General features: G+C 64.0%; 16 protein-coding genes and 1 pseudogene. 11 read left to right on the top strand and 6 right to left on the bottom strand.

Features of this window, described 5'->3' with window-relative positions; genetic code table 11:
• The first annotated feature begins 111 nt into the window (after positions 1–111).
• From LB565_RS21760 to LB565_RS21770, 3 genes are all read left to right on the top strand, one after another.
• Positions 112–1,095 (top strand): AraC family transcriptional regulator, encoded by a 984-nt coding sequence (locus LB565_RS21760; protein WP_224587597.1) that lies wholly within the window; start codon positions 112–114, stop codon positions 1,093–1,095.
• Positions 1,096–1,155: 60 nt separating this feature from the next.
• Entirely contained in the window at positions 1,156–2,364 is a 1,209-nt protein-coding gene (locus LB565_RS21765; RefSeq protein ID WP_224587601.1) for an MFS transporter, read from the top strand.
• A 239-nt stretch (positions 2,365–2,603) separates the two neighbouring features.
• A complete protein-coding gene (locus LB565_RS21770) occupies positions 2,604–2,870 on the top strand; it encodes a hypothetical protein (RefSeq protein ID WP_224587602.1) in 267 nt (88 codons plus the stop codon).
• A 90-nt stretch (positions 2,871–2,960) separates the two neighbouring features.
• On the opposite strand, the gene LB565_RS21775 is transcribed toward LB565_RS21770, so the two are convergent.
• Complete coding sequence (locus tag LB565_RS21775; protein WP_263488582.1) at positions 2,961–3,839, bottom strand: LysR substrate-binding domain-containing protein; 879 nt, start codon at positions 3,837–3,839, stop codon at positions 2,961–2,963.
• Between the two features lie 285 nt (positions 3,840–4,124).
• On the opposite strand from LB565_RS21775, the gene LB565_RS21780 reads away from it, so the two are divergent.
• The 7 genes from LB565_RS21780 to LB565_RS21810 all read left to right on the top strand — a co-directional run bounded on the left by LB565_RS21780 (position 4,125) and on the right by LB565_RS21810 (position 12,243).
• Positions 4,125–5,639 carry a leucyl aminopeptidase gene (locus LB565_RS21780; RefSeq protein WP_224587603.1) on the top strand — a complete coding sequence of 505 codons (1,515 nt, stop codon included), beginning with the start codon at positions 4,125–4,127 and terminating at the stop codon, positions 5,637–5,639.
• Positions 5,640–5,677: 38 nt separating this feature from the next.
• Positions 5,678–6,583: a proline iminopeptidase-family hydrolase gene (locus LB565_RS21785; RefSeq protein WP_224587605.1), complete on the top strand. Its 906-nt coding sequence runs from the start codon at positions 5,678–5,680 to the stop codon at positions 6,581–6,583.
• Positions 6,584–6,599: 16 nt separating this feature from the next.
• The gene (locus tag LB565_RS21790) at positions 6,600–8,261 is read left to right on the top strand and encodes an ABC transporter substrate-binding protein (RefSeq protein ID WP_224587615.1); all 1,662 of its coding nucleotides are present in this window, start codon (positions 6,600–6,602) and stop codon (positions 8,259–8,261) included.
• A gap of 61 nt (positions 8,262–8,322) precedes the next feature.
• Positions 8,323–9,318, top strand: coding sequence for an ABC transporter permease (locus LB565_RS21795; RefSeq protein ID WP_224587638.1), 996 nt, complete (start codon positions 8,323–8,325; stop codon positions 9,316–9,318).
• Complete coding sequence (locus LB565_RS21800; RefSeq protein ID WP_224587617.1) at positions 9,318–10,289, top strand: ABC transporter permease; 972 nt, start codon at positions 9,318–9,320, stop codon at positions 10,287–10,289. The genes LB565_RS21795 and LB565_RS21800 overlap by 1 nt, the downstream gene beginning before the upstream one ends.
• A complete protein-coding gene (locus LB565_RS21805; protein WP_224587618.1) occupies positions 10,286–11,239 on the top strand; it encodes an ABC transporter ATP-binding protein in 954 nt (317 codons plus the stop codon). Before LB565_RS21800 ends, LB565_RS21805 begins: the two co-directional genes overlap by 4 nt.
• Before the next feature lie 14 nt (positions 11,240–11,253).
• Positions 11,254–12,243, top strand: coding sequence for an ABC transporter ATP-binding protein (locus LB565_RS21810; protein ID WP_224587620.1), 990 nt, complete (start codon positions 11,254–11,256; stop codon positions 12,241–12,243).
• Positions 12,244–12,292: 49 nt separating this feature from the next.
• Here LB565_RS21810 and LB565_RS21815 read toward each other — a convergent pair whose 3' ends face one another.
• The 4 genes from LB565_RS21815 to LB565_RS21830 form a co-directional block, all read right to left on the bottom strand.
• Positions 12,293–12,847 carry a hypothetical protein gene (locus LB565_RS21815; RefSeq protein ID WP_224587622.1) on the bottom strand — a complete coding sequence of 185 codons (555 nt, stop codon included), beginning with the start codon at positions 12,845–12,847 and terminating at the stop codon, positions 12,293–12,295.
• Between the two features lie 99 nt (positions 12,848–12,946).
• Positions 12,947–14,026: a YcjF family protein gene (locus LB565_RS21820; RefSeq protein WP_224587624.1), complete on the bottom strand. Its 1,080-nt coding sequence runs from the start codon at positions 14,024–14,026 to the stop codon at positions 12,947–12,949.
• Positions 14,023–15,495 (bottom strand): YcjX family protein, encoded by a 1,473-nt coding sequence (locus LB565_RS21825; protein ID WP_224587626.1) that lies wholly within the window; start codon positions 15,493–15,495, stop codon positions 14,023–14,025. Before LB565_RS21825 ends, LB565_RS21820 begins: the two co-directional genes overlap by 4 nt.
• 62 nt (positions 15,496–15,557) lie before the next feature.
• The gene (locus tag LB565_RS21830) at positions 15,558–16,061 is read right to left on the bottom strand and encodes a SixA phosphatase family protein (RefSeq protein WP_224587628.1); all 504 of its coding nucleotides are present in this window, start codon (positions 16,059–16,061) and stop codon (positions 15,558–15,560) included.
• A 248-nt stretch (positions 16,062–16,309) separates the two neighbouring features.
• Between LB565_RS21830 and dksA the strand changes: the two genes are divergently transcribed.
• Entirely contained in the window at positions 16,310–16,726 is a 417-nt protein-coding gene (gene dksA / locus LB565_RS21835) for an RNA polymerase-binding protein DksA (RefSeq protein ID WP_224512009.1), read from the top strand.
• A gap of 113 nt (positions 16,727–16,839) precedes the next feature.
• Here the strand turns inward: dksA and LB565_RS21840 are convergent.
• Positions 16,840–17,113: pseudogene (locus LB565_RS21840) on the bottom strand (hypothetical protein); the annotation flags it as partial.

The raw sequence follows: 17,113 nt of genomic DNA on the forward strand, positions 1-17,113 counted from the left end.
TTGCATGCCCCGGGAGCGAGAGGCAAGGGCGGGCGGACTGACTTGAAGGGTAGGGTGCCGTTGAAGCGGCCTCCGCTTGCCTGCCGGACGTTCGGCATATACAGTAGCCGAATGCCTGACTATTCGTCCCGCCCGCCTCTGCATATCCCGATGGATGCGCTCAGCGAAGTCCTACAGGACTTTCGCTTGAGTGGGGTCAACTATGGCCGCTGCGAGCTCCGGCATCCATGGAGCATCGCCTTTCCGCAACAAAAGCTGCTTCGCTTTCACTTTGTCGGCCAGGGTCCATGCTGGATTTATACCGAGGCGGAAGGCTGGCAGGAGTTGCGCGATGGCGATCTGGTGCTGTTGCCGCAAGGCATCGCTCACCGGCTGGCCAGCGCGCCGGACGTTGCGGGCGACTCGCTCGAGAGCTGCCAGGTGACCAAATTGGGGAGCAATGTCTGTGAGGTGGTGCGGGAAGGGACGGGCGCGACAAGCACCCTTTTCTGCGGCTCCATGGCCTTGGGCGTCTGTGCGCTCAATCCACTGATCACGTTGATGCCATCTATTATCAAGGGGTGCGATGTGGCCGGCAACGATCCGGTCGTCCGTCCTTTGCTGGCGGCTATGACGGCTGAGGCCGCGCAACCGCAGATGGGCAGCGCCACGATTCTGTCGCGCATGGCCGACTTGCTGACGGCCCGGCTCATCCGCTGCTGGGTCAATTGCACTGGCGCCTCTACGACCGGTTGGCTCGCCGCTATCCGCGACCCTCATATCGGCCGCGCGCTGGCAGCCATGCACCGAGACCCCGGCCATAACTGGACCCTGGAAAGCCTTGCCGGCCTGGCAGGCCAATCGCGCTCGATTTTCGCCGAGCGCTTCAGCGCTGTGTTAGGGGAGGGCGCTGCCCACTATCTCGCCCGTCTGCGGATGCAGCTTGCCCGCGAGTTGCTCGGGCAAAACGGCCTGTCGGTTGCCGAGGTCGCTACCCGTTTGGGCTATGATAGCGAAGCATCCTTCGCGCGCGCCTTCAAACGCATCACCAATGTCTCGCCAGGCGTTGTGCGCCGCACAATTCCCGGACGAACGGACATGAATTTCGGATTTTAAGGTACATCTCATCCGAGAGGACTCGTCTATTGAAGACCTCCGACCTTGGGAGATCTTTCAGTGACAGACACAACACTACAACTTGAAGATGCGGCGACGGAGCTCGATGACGCCGCGCGAGCTTCGTGGAACGCAGCCACCTGGTTTGCGGTCATTTCATTGGCGGCCACCAGCTTTGCCCTGGTGTCAGCCGAATTCCTGCCGGCAGGCCTGCTGACGCCGATGGCGCGGGACCTCGGCATCAGCGAAGGAACCGCCGGACAGGTCGTCACCGCCACGGCCTCGGTCGGTGCGGTGACGGCCATGTTGAGCAATGTTCTCATCGGCCGACTGAACCGCAAGACGGTGCTGGTTGGCCTCAGCGCCTTGGCGGTCGGTTCCAACCTCCTTGCCGCGCTGGCGCCCAATTTCTGGTTGTTGCTGCTGGGCCGGGCCGGGCTCGGAATCGCTCTCAGCGCATTCTGGGCACTCTCGGTTGCCGTCGTGGCCAGGCTGGTTGGCGCCAATGCGACAGGTCGGGGCATGGCTATCGTCACCCTCGGCGTCTCGCTCGCCACCATTGCCGCGCCATCGGTCGGCGCGTTGATCAGCGACTGGCTGGGATGGCGCAGCGCCATGGCCTTGACAGCGGGGCTGGCCGTGATTGCCATGCTGCTGCAGTTGGTTAGCCTGCCGACCCTGCCCGCCACGGCCAGCAATAGTCTTGCAGATGTATTTCGGCTGACACGGCGGCGTGGCATTCAACTCGGCATGCTGGCCATTCTTCTGCTGATGACAGGGCATTTTGCCGGCTCGGTCTATGTACGCCCCTTCCTCGAACATGTGACGCTCCTGGCGACCGCGCCAATTGCCCTGGCCCTGCTCGGATTTGGCATCGCCGCTGTGATCGGCAATATTGCCGGCGGCCGCATGGCCGATGCCAATATCCGCATGGCGCTCGCGGGCAACGCCGCATTGATGGCGCTTGCGGCGCTGGCATTGGTGCTTTGGGGTGTGCACATCGCCGTCGCCTTCGGATTCGTCACGCTTTGGGGCTTGGCCTTCGGCATGGCGCCGGTCGTGCTGCCGACCAATCTGTCCCGCGCGGCGCCCGATGCACTGGAAGCAGCGGGTAGCCTGATGGTCGTCTCCTTCCAGGTTGCCATCACCATCGGCGCGGTTGTCGGCGGCTATGTCGTGGATACCTATGGTGCCTCGGGGCCCTTGACCCTTACCGTCGTTCTTGCCGCATCGACAGTCATGCTGGCGCTGCTACAGTCTCGCGGCTGAACTTTGCTCCAACTGATCTAAAGCGCGTCGTGTCTGAACGGCCTCATGCGACGCGCTTTATTAAGCGGGCTGAATCCGAGCCGCCGCGATATTGCAGCCTGTTTACACAAGTTTATGCGGCCCGGTCGTTGCCTGCCGCCACAATCAGAGGTTAAGGCACAGCCGGCTTTGGCCATTGGGCTTCGGCCATTGGGAGGCAGCGGCGATGGGCGGCTGCCTTTTTTGAGGAGATGATTGACATGACGAAGTTTTTGCTCGTTGCCGTCGGTGTTGCGGCGTTGGCCGGTTCGGCTTGCTCCAAGGGGCCAGAATGCACGCAGGAAATCGCTGCCAAGAAGGCGCAGGACATGGCTGCCGCCCTCCAGGCAGCCGTCACCAAGGATCCGAGCAAGGCGGCTGATCTGACCGCCAAGGTGCAGGCCGTGACGACGAAGTATCAGGGCGCGACGACGCTCGACGAAGCCTGCAAGGCCTATGACGAACTGACTGCCACCATCAAGGGTTGAGCCAAACCGTCGGCGAATGCAAGGGCGGCGGCCATTTGGCCGCCGCCTTTTTCTTGCGCAGCGCTTCGATCGGCACCGCTTCGGGATACGCTACGCGATACCCATCGCGCGCTTATGGTCGGCGATCTCGGCGAGCAGCCAATCTTGGAAAAGGCCGGTTCCGGGCTTGTTCCCGATGCTGCGGCGCTGATGCAGATAGATGCCGGCGGGATAGGTGTGGCGGGCGCTGAAAGGAGCGACAAGCCTGCCTTGCTGCAGAAAGTCCTGGGCCATCATGGTATCGGCCAAAGCGATCCCCGCGCCGTTTATCACCTCGCGCATGATCAAGGTGCAGTCATCGAGCGTCGTGCTGGATTTGGGCGTGGCGTCCAGAACGCCCTCCTGCTCCAGCCAGCGCCGCCAGCGCATGCTCTCGCATTCATGGATCAGATGATGATTGACCAGATCAGCGGGCGTTCTGAGCGGCACCGGCCCTTCCAGCAGCGAGGGCGCGCAGACCGGGGTCAGGACCAGCGGGATCAGCAGCGTCAGGGCCGGGCCGGCCTTGTAGACGAACTCGTCGACAATAGCCAAATCGAAGTTGGCGCGCTTGCCCGAGGTAGAGATCTCCAGGTCCACGGCTGGATGCAGCTTGCGGAAATTCGGCAGCCGGTCCGCCAGCCAAAGGTTCAAAACCGCCGGCACGCAGAGCACTCGGACACGCTGGGTCCTGCCGTGCCCCGGCCCATCGACGAAGCTGACATCGCCGGTGGCGCGCCAGATGGCCTCGAACGCCTCGGAGAGGCTGCGCGCGTAGTAAGAGCCCCTGATGGTCGGGGTGATCTGGCGAAAGCCACGTTCGAACAGGTCCTGGCCGAGGTTTCTCTCGAGCGCGCGGATGTGGCGGCTGACGGCCGAGGGCGTCAGATGCAGCTCTTCCGCCGCATCCTTGATGCTGCCGAGACGCGCGGCGGCCTCGAAAGCGCGCATGCCGTTGAGTGAGGGCAGGGCCATTGGCCGATCATGAAATGTCAGTTGAGTTTTTGTCAATCGACTTGGGCAAAATTGGCGTTTGATCGCCTGGCCGGTTCGGGGATACCCAAAAGGCAAGAGCGACTAAGTCGCCATCCGAAAACGATTGTTTGGGCACTCCGATGCCATTCCACCACCGGTGGAAACCGGTATGACCGGCTTCCACCGGTGACCGGCGAAGCTTTGCGTAACGACGCCAGCTAAGCCTCGGCGGGGCGCTCCAGAATGGGAGAACGGGCTTTTATGCCTCAGTCGCCGGCGCCGGTCTTCGAAGCGGCGGACGAGATTTCCGCGGAAACCTCGGTCGTCGTGATCCTGCAAACTGCTCAAACAGGTTTTGGGCCCCGGGCAGGGGCACTTGACGCTGAAATGGACGGGATCTTGTCCCGTGCGTGTTCCGAGTCGGCCGTTCTTGAGGAATCCGGCGCCTGCGTTGACGTCATCGCTCCCAAGGCTATGTCCGCCCGCCGCGTCGTGGTGCTGGCTTTGGGCAGGGCCGAGGCCGTAACCCCGCTTTCGCTGGCGCGGGCCGGCGGTTCGCTTGCCGCCCATCTGGAAGGCAAGGGCGAGTGCACGGCCGCTCTGGTGTTGGATCCCATCGTCGGCGTCGATCTGCCCGCCGCGGAAATCCTGGCGCGGGTCGCGCTCGGCATGCGGCTGCGGCGCTATCGTTTCGACATGCGCAACCGGCGGCAAGGGGCAGGAGCTGACCGAACGCTGAGGGTGCAACTGATCGGCGCGGCCGGTCCGGAGCTAAAGGCGGCGCTGGCTCGGGTCAATGCCATCGCCGACGGCGTCGAATATGCGCGCACGCTGGTCAACCTGCCGCCGAACCATCTCCACCCCGACAATTTCCATGACCACCTGGAGCCTCTTCGCGAGGCCGGCATCGATGTCGAGATCCTCGATGCGGCACAGCTGAAGGAGCTGGGCATGAATGCGATCCTGGCCGTCGGCTCCGGCTCGGCGCGACCGCCGCGGGTCGCCGTCCTGCGTTATCGCGGCAAGGGCGCTCCCGCGCAGCCATTGGCTTTCGTCGGCAAGGGCGTCTGCTTCGATTCCGGCGGCCTGTGCATCAAGCGCGGCGAGCAGATGTTCGACATGAAGGCCGACATGGGCGGCGCAGCCGCCGTGGTCGGCCTGTTGATTGCGCTCGCCCGGCAAGGCAGCCCAGTGCATGCCGTCGGCGTGCTCGGCATTGCCGAGAACATGCCGTCCGGCACCGCGCTCAAGCCGCGCGATATCATCACGACTGCGTCGGGCCAGACCGTGGAAGTGTTCGACACGGATGCGGAAGGCCGGCTGATCCTGGCCGACTGCCTCTATTATGCCGCCTCGCGTTTCAATCCCTCGGTGATCGTCGACCTGGCGACGCTGACCTATTCGGTGATGCGCGGCCTCGGCTCGGTCTTCGCCGGCCTTTTCAGCACCGACGATACCATCGCCTCGCGCATGATCGCGGCCGGGGAAAAGGTCGGCGAGCGGTTCTGGCAGCTGCCGCTCGACCGGGCCTATGATGAGGGGCTGCAATCGCCCTTCGCCGACATGCGGCATCACGCCAAGGACATGGAAGACGGCGACGCGCCCTATGCCGCGGCCTTCCTGCGCAATTTCACCGAAGACCGCCCCTGGGTTCATCTCGACATTGCCGGCAAGGAACTGGCCGACAAGGACCGGCCACTGGGCCGGGAAGGCGCCACGGCTTTCGGCGTGCAGATGCTGGAAGAATGGGTGCAGTCCGGCCCGACGGCAAACTAGGCGACAGCGAGATGTCTTCAACCACTGGGGGAACCGGAATGTCGTCCGAGATCGTCAGCAAGGAAGGGCGGGCCGGCTTCGGCGCCTATGAGACCTGGTATCGGATCAGCGGCGAGCTCGATGCCGGCAAGGCTCCGGTCGTGATCCTGCACGGCGGGCCGGGCGCCGCGCATAATTACGTCGATGCCTACAAGCTTCTTGCCCGGGACGGCCGCGCCGTCATCCACTACGACCAGTTGGGCTGCGGCAAATCCACCTTGCTGCCTGAAAAGGGCGGCGATTTCTGGACGCCCCAACTCTTCATCGACGAGCTGGAAAACCTCGTCGACCATCTCGGCATCCGCGGCGGCTTCCATGTGCTGGGTCAAAGCTGGGGCGGCATGCTGGGCGCCGAATATGGCGTGACCCGCCCGAAGGGCCTGAAGTCGCTGACCATCGCCAACTCGCCGGCTTCGATGAAACTTTGGGTCGAGGAAGCCAACCGGCTACGCGCCGATCTGCCCAGGGACGTGCAGGAGACGCTGACCAAGAACGAACAGGCCGGCACGACGGACGATCCGGCTTACCAGGAAGCGACGATGCGGTTCTACGAACGGCATGTCTGCCGGGTCGTGCCGTTCCCGCCCCAGGTGACGGAGACTTTCGCCCAGATCGTGCGCAATCCGACCGTCTACAATGTGATGAACGGCCCGAACGAATTCCACGTCATCGGCACGCTGAAGAGCTGGAGCGTCATCGACCGCCTGCCGGCCATTGATGTTCCGACACTCCTCATCTCCGGCCGTCACGACGAAGCCACGCCCGCGACCGTGCAGCCGTTCAAGGACGGCATCAAGGGATCGCGCTGGCAGATATTCGAGCATTCCAGCCACATGCCGCATGTCGAGGAGCAGGATCTCTGCATGCGTGTGGTGGGAAACTTCCTGGACGACAACGACAACTGAAAAGGGGAATGACGACATGAAGAAACTGCTTTTGGCGGCGTCGGCCGCGGCATTGCTGGCCGGCTCATGGCTCGCTCCGGCGCAGGCCGAATATCTCAAGGAGCACCGTGGCGGCACCATTCGCCTTCTCGCCCGTTCGGCGGCCGGAACGCTCGATCCGCACATCAACTACACGGACCAGGGCTGGCAGATGTACCAGCCGATCTATGACGGCTTGGTCGCCTTCCGCAAGGCCGAGGGCGTCGACGGCTTTTCCATCGTTCCCGACCTGGCCGAGGCGTTGCCCGAGGTCAGCAATGACGGCAAGACCTTCACCTTCAAGCTGCGCAAGGGCATCAAGTTCTCCAACGGCCAGGACCTCGGCGTGAAGGACGTCGTCGCCTCCTTCCAGCGCATCTTCAAGATTTCCGGCCCGACGTCGGGCACCTTCTATGCCGGCATCGTCGGCGCCGACAAATGCCTGGCCGACACCAAGAGCTGCACGCTGGAAGGCGGCGTCGTCGCCGACGAGGCGGCCGACACGATCACCCTCAATCTCACCAAGCCGGACGCCGAGATCCTCTACAAGCTCGCCTTGCCGCATGCCGTGATCCTGCCCGCGGACACGCCGGCGGAAGACATGGGCTCCAAGCCGATCCCCAGCACCGGCCCCTACATGATCTCGGCCTTCGATCCCAACAAGGGCATGACGGTTTCCCGCAATCCCAATTTCAAGCAGTGGAGCGAGGAAGCCCAGCCGGACGGCTATCCGGATGTCGTGCAGTACGATTTCGGCCTCTCGGAAGAGGCCGCCGTGACGGCGATCCAGAACGGCGAAGCGGACTGGATGTTCGACGCGCTGCCGAGCGACCGCCTCGGCGAACTCGGCAGCAAGTCCATGGACCAGCTGCACATCTCGCCGCTTTCGGCCTGGTGGTACGCGCCGCTGAATACGCGCATGGCGCCCTTCGACAATGAAAAGGCGCGCCAGGCCGTCGCCTACGCGGTCGACCGCAACACGCTGGTCAAGCTGTTCGGCGGCAAGGTGCTAGCTTCGCCGGTCTGCCAGGTCCTGCCGCCGGATTTCCCCGGTCATGAGGACTATTGCCCCTTCACCAAGAACCCGGGCGCCAAATGGTCGGCTCCGGATGTCGAGAAGGCCAAGCAGCTCGTCGAGCAATCGGGCACCAAGGGCCAGAAAGTGACCATCATCGTCGAGGACACCGCCATCTCGCGGGCGATCGGCGTCTATCTGCAGAGCGTGCTGACCAACATCGGCTACGTCGCCGACGTCAAGCCGATCTCGTCCAACCTGCAGTTCACCTATATCCAGAACACCAACAACAAAGTGCAGATGTCCGTCACGCAGTGGTACAAGGACTATCCGGCGGCGTCGGACTTCCTGAACATCCTGTTCAGCTGCGCTTCCTATCGCGAAGGTTCGGACGCCTCGATCAACATCTCGGGCTTCTGCGACAAGGATATCGACGCCCAGATGCAGAAGGCGCTGGACCTCGGCGTGGCCGACCAGAAGGCGGCCGACAAATTGTGGGCGGCAATCGACAAGCAGGTCACCGACAAGGCGCCGGCGGTCGGCCTCTTCACGCCGAAGCGGCTTGATTTCGTCAGCAAGCGCATCGGCAATTTCAAGTTCAACCCGCAGTTCAACTGGATTATCACCCAGTCCTGGGTGCAGTAAGGGGCCTGGGTGCAGTAACGAACCGCGGAAGGCACATATCGTGTCCAGCCAAGTCGCCGCCATGCCGCGCAAGACGCGGGGGCCCTGGGCCGTCGCGTTTGCGAAGCTGGCAACGGACAGGGCCGCCATGGCTTCCCTGGCCGTGTTCCTCATCATCGTTCTCGCCTGTTTCAGTGCGCCGCTCTATGCGAAATGGGCGGGCACGGACCCGTTCGCCTCGACGCTCGACGCCGTCATCCAGATCGACGGCGCCGACGTTCCGGTGATGGAACAGTCGACCGAGGGGCTGGGGCTTGGCTACACGCCGATCGGTCCGACCTGGCGGCTCGGCAATTACTTCCTCGGCGCCGACAGCCAAGGGCGGGACGTCATGGCAAGGTTGCTCTATGGCGGGCTCAACTCGCTGCTGATTGCCGGCGCCGCGACCATCTTCACGCTGATCTTCGGCACACTGGCGGGATTGATCGCCGGCTATTTCGGCGGCATCACCGACACGGTGCTGTCGCGCTTGCTCGACGTGCTCTGGGCATTCCCGATCTACCTTCTGGCGATCTCGCTTTCCATCGTCACCATCGCGCAAGGCATCGCGATCGGACCGATCGAGATCCAGTCGGGCAGCCTATGGCTGCCGATCATCATCATAGGCATTGTCTATATACCCTATGTCGCGCGTCCGATCCGCGGGCAGGTCCTGGCGCTGCGCCACAGCGAGTTCGTGCTCGCCGCGATCAATCTCGGCGTGCCGGGCTGGCGCATCCTGTGGCGCGACATCCTGCCCAATATCACAACCACGCTCATCGTCTTCGTGCCGTTGATGATGGCGCTGAACATGCTGACGGAGTCGGCGCTTTCGTTCCTGTCGATCGGCGTGCAGCCGCCGGCCGCGAGCTGGGGCACCATCATCCAGGACGGGCAGGCGCTGCTCTACACAAGGCCGCTGGTGGCGCTGGTGCCCGGCCTGGCGATCGCCGTTTCGGTCATGGCGCTCAACGTCTTCGGCGACGGCCTGCGCGATGCGCTCGACCCGCGCTCCAAGGTCCGGCTGGGGCGCGACTGATGTTTTATGCCATCCTGCGCCGTTTCGGCCAGATGCTGTTCGTGATGTTCGGCATCTCGGTCATTGTCTTCCTGATCTTCTTCGCCACGCCCGGCGCCGATCCCGCCGCACGCATTGCCGGCCGCAACGCTTCTCCGGAAGTGCTGGCGGCGGTGCGCCACAGCTTCGGCTTCGACCAGCCGCTCTACGTGCAATACACGCGCATGATGGAAAAGATCTTCGTCACCGGCGACCTGACCTCCTTCGTCAACCGCGGCTGGAAGGTTGTGCCGGCCGTCATGGATTCGATCCCCGTCACGCTTTCGCTGGTGTTCGGCGCCGCGGTCCTGTGGGTGGTCGTCTCCATCATCATCGGCATCGTCGCAGCGGCCATCCGCGACAGCTGGCTGGACAAGCTCCTGATGGCTTTGGGCCTGCTCGGCATTTCCATGCCGGTCTACTGGCTGGGCGAGGTGATGAACCTGATCACCCAGAGCCGCTATCACGACAGCTGGGCGTTCTCCTGGGTGCCGCCGCTCGGCTACAAGAACTTTTCCGACGATCCCAAGGGCTGGTTCCTGACGCTGGTCATCCCATGGATCACGCTGGCCATCCTCTATATCGGCATTTACGGGCGCGTGCTGCGCGCGGCCATCATCGAATCCATGCAGGAAGATTATATCCGCACCGCCCGCGCCAAGGGCCTGTCGGAGACCCGCATCCTGTTTCGCCATGCGCTGCGCACCTCGCTCATCGCCTTCGTCACCCTGTTCGGCCTCGACTTCGGCGCGCTGGTGGGCGGCTCGGCTTTGCTGACCGAGGTCGTGTTCGGCCTGCACGGCATCGGCAAGCTGACCTATGACGCGCTGCAGAACCTCGATTTGCCGATGATCATGGCGACGGTCATGTACGCGTCCATGTTCGTAGTCATCGCCAACGCGGTGGTCGATTTCGTCTACATCCTTCTCGATCCGCGCCTGAGGGCATCATGATACTGTCGGTGCGCGATCTCAAAGTGTCCTTCCGCACCCATGACGGGCCGGTGCGCGCCATCGACGGCGTTTCCTTCGACCTCGAGGAAAGCGAGATCCTCGGTGTCGTTGGCGAATCCGGCTCCGGCAAGACGGTGTCGCTGCTCGCCGTGATGGGACTTATCACCGATCCGAACGCCACCATCGAAGGCTCAATCCGCTACAAGGGTCGCGAACTCGTGGGCTTGCCGCCGCGCGAGCTTCGCCGTCTGCGCGGCAACGAGATCGCGATGATCTTCCAGGACCCGATGACGGCGCTGACGCCGGTCTACACGATCGGCTGGCAGATCGCGGAGCAGATCCGGGCGCATCGTGGTGTTAGCAAGTCGAAGGCGATGGAGCGCGTCGAGCAGCTGTTGGCGGAGGTGAATTTCCCCAACCCGCACGAGGCGATGTCGCGCTATCCGCACCAGCTTTCCGGCGGCATGCGGCAGCGCGCGGTGATCGCGATGGCCTTGTCCTGCGATCCGGCGCTGCTGGTGGCCGACGAGCCGACCACCGCGCTCGACGTCACCGTGCAGGCCGGCATCCTCGATCTCGTGCGCAAGCTGCGCGCCAAACATAAATCGGCCGTGGTCTTCATCACGCATGACATGGGTGTCGTCTCCGAACTCGCCGACCGGGTCATGGTCATGTATGCCGGCCGCGTGGTCGAGCGCGGCACCCGCACGGAGATGTTTTCCGATCCGCGACACCCTTATACGCGCGCGCTGCTCGGCTCGATCCCGCCGCTGACCGGCGAGAAACCACGCCGCCTGTTGGCGATCCCCGGTTCGCCGCCATCCTTGCTGCGGCTGCCGCAAGGCTGCGCCTTCGGCCCGCGCTGCCCGGTCCGCTACGAGCCCTGCGAGGCTGGCAAGCCGGGTCTCGGCGCGAGCGCGCATGCCGCCGCGTGCTTTCGGGTGGCATAAGCATGAGCGAACCGATGACAGACACAGATCGCCCGATCCTCGAGACGCGTTCGCTGGCAAAACGCTTTTCGATCGGCACCCGCTTTTCCGCCGAAGGCAGGCGAACGGTGCATGCGGTCGACAATGTCTCGCTGACCGTGCGGCACGGCGAGACAGTGGGCCTTGTCGGCGAATCCGGATGCGGCAAGTCCACGCTGGCGCGCTGCCTGGTGCGGCTCTACGATATCACCGACGGCAAGCTTCTGTTCGAAGGCGACGACATCACCTCGAAATCGCTGTCCGAGCTCAGGCCGCTGCGGCGGCGCTTGCAAATGGTCTTCCAGGATCCCTCGGCCTCGCTCAATCCGCGCCGGCGCGTCGGCGATCTCGTCGCCGAGCCGCTGCGCATCCACGGCAAGGTTTCGGCGCGTGAGATCACCGCGCGGGTGGCGGAGCTGTTCGAGCTGGTCGGGCTGTTGCCGGACCATATGATGCGCTATCCGCACGAATTCTCCGGCGGGCAGCGCCAGCGCGTCGGCATCGCGCGGGCCATCGCGTTGAATCCCGACCTTGTCGTGCTGGACGAGCCGGTTTCCGCGCTCGACGTGTCGGTGCAGGCCCAGATCGTCAACCTGCTCGCCGACCTGCAGGAGAAGCTGAAGCTCACCTATGTCTTCATCGCCCACGATCTCTCTGTGGTGCGCCAGGTCTCGACCCGCATCGCGGTCATGTATCTCGGCTCGATCGTCGAGGAAGGCCCGGCGGAAGAGGTCTTTGCGACACCCGCCCATACCTACAGCCAGGCGCTGATCTCGGCGGTTCCCATCGTCGAGACGACGCCTGCGGGCGCGCGCAAGCGCATCATCCTCACCGGCGACGTGCCGAGCCCGCTGAAGCCCCCGTCCGGATGCCGCTTCCATCCGCGATGCCCGATCGCGGCGGACCGGTGCCGTTCTGAGCGGCCGGAACTGAAGGAATATCGCCCTGGCCGCAAAGTCGCCTGCCACTCCCCGACTTTGACTTGATCTGTCTATTTTCGCGAGCGTGGACGCGGGCTGCCGGGACCGCGCCGGATCAGTTCTTGGCGATGGCGCCGACTTCGACCGAATCGACCCGCTTCAGGCTCATGCCGATCACCGGCACCAGCTGATTGTTGACGCGCACGGCCACCGTCACGGTCATCGAATTGCCGTCGGGCACACGCGCCTGCATGACGCCGTTCAACTGCTTGCGGTTGATGGTGAAAACGACCTTCTGGGCGTCGACGACATTGCCGCCGACAATGTCCATGCCGCTTTCGGTCGAGCCGCCCATGAAGGTGCCCCTGTAACCATCACGGCCCTTGCGCTCGACACTGGCCGACATCTTTTGCGTGAACACGCCGACCCTGCAGCCGCCGTCAAGCGTCATGCCGAGCTTGCTGGCGGGCGTCGAGCCATTGAAATCGCAGGTGAATTTGGTGCCCTTGTACTTGCCGGCGATGATCTCGCCAGGGCCGACCCATCTGCCTTCGACGGAGCGGAAAAACTGCTTGTCCGGCTCTGCGCCAAGAGCCTTTTCGACGAGGCCGAGCGGCGCGGCAATCGCGATGGCGGCAGGCAGGACGCAGGACAGGATTACGCTTCTCATCGACGACACCCGGCACGAAAGAGTCTATTCTTGGGACCGGACTGACCATGCAGAAGATTGGTTAATGCTTCGTCACCCGCAATGGGCCGCGCGTTTACCTTATCGGTCGTTCTGGCCGTTCTTTCGTGCCGCGAAAGACGTCAGCGCCGAGAGGAAATCGCCGAGGCCCGGGCGCTTCACGGCGATGAATGGCAAGGGGCGGGCGGTTTCCATCGCGGCGATGCCGATGCGCGCCGTCATCATGCCGTTGACCACGCCTTCGCCGAGTTTTGCCGAGAGTTTTGCGGCAAGCCCGTGGCCGACGATCTGCTGCACGAAACTGTCGCCCACCGCGATCGAGCCCGTCACCGCCAGATGCGCGAGCACGCCGCGCGCCAGCCGGAAGAAGCCGAGCGTGCCTGGGCGGCCGCCATAGAGCTCGGAGAGGCGCCGGATCAGCCGCCCGGCCTCGAACACGACATAGGCGATATCGACCAGCGCGCGGGGGCTGACCGCGGTGATGAGCGACACGCGCTTCGCCGCTTCCAGAATCATGACTTTGGCGCGCGCATCGAGAGGCGACAGGACTTCGGTCTCGGCGAGCCGCACCAGATTTGCGCCGTCGATGATCTCGCCGCGCAATTCGGCGAGCGAGCGGCGGCCGGCTGCGGTCTCGGGTTTTGCCGCTACGAAAGCCGAGAGCTCGTCGACCAAGGCGCGCGCCGCCTTGGGATCGTCGCGAGCCACGGCATCCAGGGCCCGTTTCTGCATCTTTTCGACTTCGGCCAGGCGGGCGATGGCAAGGAACTCGCGAATGAGGATGACGGACAGCGAAAGCAGCGCGATCGCCGCCATGCCGGCCGCCAACCAGCCGAGCCATTCGGCGCGCGCAAACAGGTCGCGGATCAGCTGATCGGCCCACAGGCCGACCGCCAGCGAGACGAGCACGCTCAGAGCGCCGAAGAACAGCCGCGCCAGCAGCGAACGCTTTCTCGGAGTCGTCGCCGGCGGCGGAACCGCGGCCTCGATGTCCGGCTCGTCGAAGACGTCGACTTCCGAGGGGATCACGACCGCCACATCCGCCCTCGCGGCACGTGGCCGGCGCGCCGGCTGTTCCTCGGCGGCGTGGGTTCGCTGTGGTTGCGGCGCCTCGGCCTCAGGCTCGATGCGGAAGGCCGCCGGTTTGCGGGGCGCGGTCATGCCAGATGATCTCCGATCAGGAACTGCAGCGCGCGGTCGAGCCGGATATGCGGCAGGGACAGCGTGACGCCTTCGGCGGTGCGTTCGAGCTTCGGCGGACGGAAACGCACGAAGCGGATCGCCGGTTCGCTGCTGTCGGGCGGTGATCCGGAAATGTCGAACACGGCGTCCACCTTTTCCGGCAAATCGCCCGGGAAGATGGCGGTTTCGGTCTTTCCGTCGAATGTCTCGCCGTTGATCTTCTCGCCCTTGAGCGGCGTGCCGATGATGACCGGCAGCGTCTCTCTTCCCTGTTTCACCGTGCCCTCGCGGGTCGAGCGAACTGCGGCCATGGCGACGACATCGACGGCGGCGCCGCTGAAATTCGCTCGCGCGACGGCCCGGTCGGTCAGCCGGCGCACGATCGCCTGCAGCCGGTCATGGCTTTCATGGTGCAGATGGTCCGCCTTGGTCGCCGCGACCAGGATGCGGTCGATGCGGCGCGAGAAGAAGTCGGTGAGGAAATTACCCCGTCCAGGCCGGAAGCAGGACAGGATCTCGGTCACCGCACGCTCCAGATCGGCCATGGCGGCCGGGCCGGCATTGAGGGCCTGCATGGCGTCGATCAGCACAATCTGCCGGTCGAGGCGGGTGATGTGCTCGCGAAAGAATGGTTTGACGACATGCGTCTTATAGGCCTCGTAGCGGCGCTCCATCATCGCCTGCAGTGATCCGGAGCGCGGTCGGCCTTGCGCCAACGTCATCAGTGGCGCGAAGGTGAGCGCCGGAGAGCCTTCGAGGTCGCCCGGCATCAGAAAACGGCCGGGCGGCAGCGTCGACAGCGCGGGGTCGTCGAGCTTGCAGGCCTTCAGATAGGCGCCAAAGCTTTCGGCCAATCGTCGCGCCATCATCTCGTCTGCGTCGGCATCGGGGCTGACCGTGGAAGCCAGGTCCCGCCAGGCCTGCGACAGGTCGCAGCGGACGGGCAGGGCGGCCAGCTCGACCGCCTCGCGCGAAAAGTCGGCGAAGGACTTGCCGAGCAGCGGTAGGTCGAGCAGCCACTCGCCGGGATAATCGACGATATCGACGGAAAGTTTTCCGGCTGAAAACAGGCGATTCCAACCGGAAGCCGACTCATATTCGATGGTGAGCCGGAGCTCGGAGATGGCGCGGGTCGAGTCCGGCCAGGCGCGGTCGTTCACCAGAGCCGCGACATGGTCCTCATACTGGAAACGCGGAACGGCGTCGTCCGGCTGCTCCTCGAGGAAGGCGCGCGCGATCCGGCCGGATTTCTGCGCCTCGAAGAGGGGCAGGCGTCCGCCATGGATGAGGTTGTGGACGAGGGCGGAGATGAACACCGTCTTGCCGGCGCGGGAGAGCCCGGTGACGCCAAGACGCAATGACGGAGAGAAGAGCCCGGCGGCGCGGCCAGATAGCGTGTCGAGCGCAATCCTTGCCTCGTCGGTGAAATTGGTCAGCGATGATGCCAAATCAGCCTCTGGTTGCGCGTCAGCGCCCGATATAGGCCCTGGACCGTGCGTTTGAAATGGTCTCAGAGGTCGGCGGGCGTGAGAAAGGCTTCGAGATAGCCGTTGCCCTGCGCCGCTTCGGCAAGCTGGCCGGGAAAGCGCACCACAGCAAGGCCGGAGGTCGGAAAACCGTGGTTCATCATGCGGCGCGCCGCCTCATCGCCGTCGCCCGACACCGCCATGGCCAGATCTTCGGTCATCGGGTTGTGGCCGATCACCAGAAGCGAGTTGGCGCCGCCATTCTTGCGGATGATGTCGAGATAGCCGGCCGCATCCTCGCTGTAGAGGGTGTCGAAGAACAGGATTCGGCCGGTGTCGGTGCGCCCCGCCAGGCCTTCCAGCGTCTGCCTCGCCCGCCTGGCGTTGGAGCAAAGGGTGACGTCCGGCACGTAGTTGCGGGTGCGCATGGCTTCTCCAATCGCTTCGGCATCGGCCATGCCCGATTCGTCGAGCGGGCGGTCGAAATCGCGCATGCCGGGCAGCGCCCAGCCGGCTTTGGCATGCCGTAAGAGATAAAGCCTGCTCAAACCGTACCTCCATGGCGACGCCTTCGTGGCAACGCGCGATTAGTCACCAGAACGACGTCTTACACAATGGCCGGCCGGCGACTGCAACGAATCATGTGCGATTTCGTTTTGTGCCGTTGAAACAACGTCGTCGCCGGAGTTGCCGATGCGAGACTAACAATTGCGTGAAACTCTCGCCGATAGCGCTTGTGCAGGCTCTTGTCCCCGAATATATAGGCGCCAAATTTTGGGGTTGTTGGGTGAGTCGAATGAACGACATCGTTACCGCCGATTACGTACCCTCCGAAGACGAGCCGTTCATGAACGAACGGCAAAAATCGTACTTCCGCCAAAAGCTTATCACTTGGAAGAACGACATTCTGCGCGAAGCACGCGAAACCTTAGAAATCCTGCAGCAGGAAAACGCCAACCACCCCGACCTGGCCGATCGCGCCTCCTCCGAAACCGACCGCGCCATCGAATTGCGCGCCCGCGACCGCCAGCGCAAGCTCATCTCGAAAATCGACTCCGCGCTACAGCGCCTTGACGAAGGCACCTACGGCTATTGCGAGGAGACCGGAGAGCCAATCGCGTTGAAGCGGCTCGACGCGCGTCCGATCGCGACGTTGTCGATCGAGGCGCAGGAGCGTCACGAACGCCGCGAGAAGGTCTATCGCGACGACTGACGCGAACCGGATAGGCAAGAAAACGTCGAAATGGCCGGATTTCCGGCCATTTTCGTTTTCGGTGCTCAGGGCGCGGAAAGGCCCGCTTCTGCCGGCAAGTTGCCGTCATCCGGTCAACGCTTGTGGCTGCCCAGTTCGCCAAGCAGCTTGGTCATCTCGTCATCGAGCGAAGGCTTGGCCGCGGGCTTGCTGGGTGGCGGCTGGGAGTGCGTTTCGTCGAGAGAGGTCTCGAGTTCGTGCATCAATGTGTCGTCGATGGAATCGTTTGAGGGCGGCGGCGTGTATCTGGTGCTGCCGTTGGCCGTCCCGTAGCCCGGCAGCGGCATGACCTTCGCCGTCGGCTGGCTCGGCGCCGCCGGTTTTGGCGCGGGAGCGGGCGCCGGGGCG

Origin of the sequence: Mesorhizobium sp. CA14, from assembly GCF_020165195.1 — a bacterium.
Taxonomy (GTDB): domain Bacteria; phylum Pseudomonadota; class Alphaproteobacteria; order Rhizobiales; family Rhizobiaceae; genus Mesorhizobium.

What these genes read in the sequence shown, in the direction of transcription:
- LB565_RS21760 (WP_224587597.1), top strand. Translation starts at nt 112, where the DNA reads ATGCCTGACTATTCGTCCCGCCCGCCTCTGCATATCCCGATGGATGCG.
- LB565_RS21770 (WP_224587602.1), top strand. Translation starts at nt 2,604, where the DNA reads ATGACGAAGTTTTTGCTCGTTGCCGTCGGTGTTGCGGCGTTGGCCGGT.
- LB565_RS21775 (WP_263488582.1), bottom strand. Translation starts at nt 3,839, where the DNA reads ATGCGCGCTTTCGAGGCCGCCGCGCGTCTCGGCAGCATCAAGGATGCG.
- LB565_RS21780 (WP_224587603.1), top strand. Translation starts at nt 4,125, where the DNA reads ATGCCTCAGTCGCCGGCGCCGGTCTTCGAAGCGGCGGACGAGATTTCC.
- LB565_RS21785 (WP_224587605.1), top strand. Translation starts at nt 5,678, where the DNA reads ATGTCGTCCGAGATCGTCAGCAAGGAAGGGCGGGCCGGCTTCGGCGCC.
- LB565_RS21790 (WP_224587615.1), top strand. Translation starts at nt 6,600, where the DNA reads ATGAAGAAACTGCTTTTGGCGGCGTCGGCCGCGGCATTGCTGGCCGGC.
- LB565_RS21795 (WP_224587638.1), top strand. Translation starts at nt 8,323, where the DNA reads ATGCCGCGCAAGACGCGGGGGCCCTGGGCCGTCGCGTTTGCGAAGCTG.
- LB565_RS21800 (WP_224587617.1), top strand. Translation starts at nt 9,318, where the DNA reads ATGTTTTATGCCATCCTGCGCCGTTTCGGCCAGATGCTGTTCGTGATG.
- LB565_RS21805 (WP_224587618.1), top strand. Translation starts at nt 10,286, where the DNA reads ATGATACTGTCGGTGCGCGATCTCAAAGTGTCCTTCCGCACCCATGAC.
- LB565_RS21810 (WP_224587620.1), top strand. Translation starts at nt 11,254, where the DNA reads ATGACAGACACAGATCGCCCGATCCTCGAGACGCGTTCGCTGGCAAAA.
- LB565_RS21815 (WP_224587622.1), bottom strand. Translation starts at nt 12,847, where the DNA reads ATGAGAAGCGTAATCCTGTCCTGCGTCCTGCCTGCCGCCATCGCGATT.
- LB565_RS21820 (WP_224587624.1), bottom strand. Translation starts at nt 14,026, where the DNA reads ATGACCGCGCCCCGCAAACCGGCGGCCTTCCGCATCGAGCCTGAGGCC.
- dksA (WP_224512009.1), top strand. Translation starts at nt 16,310, where the DNA reads ATGAACGACATCGTTACCGCCGATTACGTACCCTCCGAAGACGAGCCG.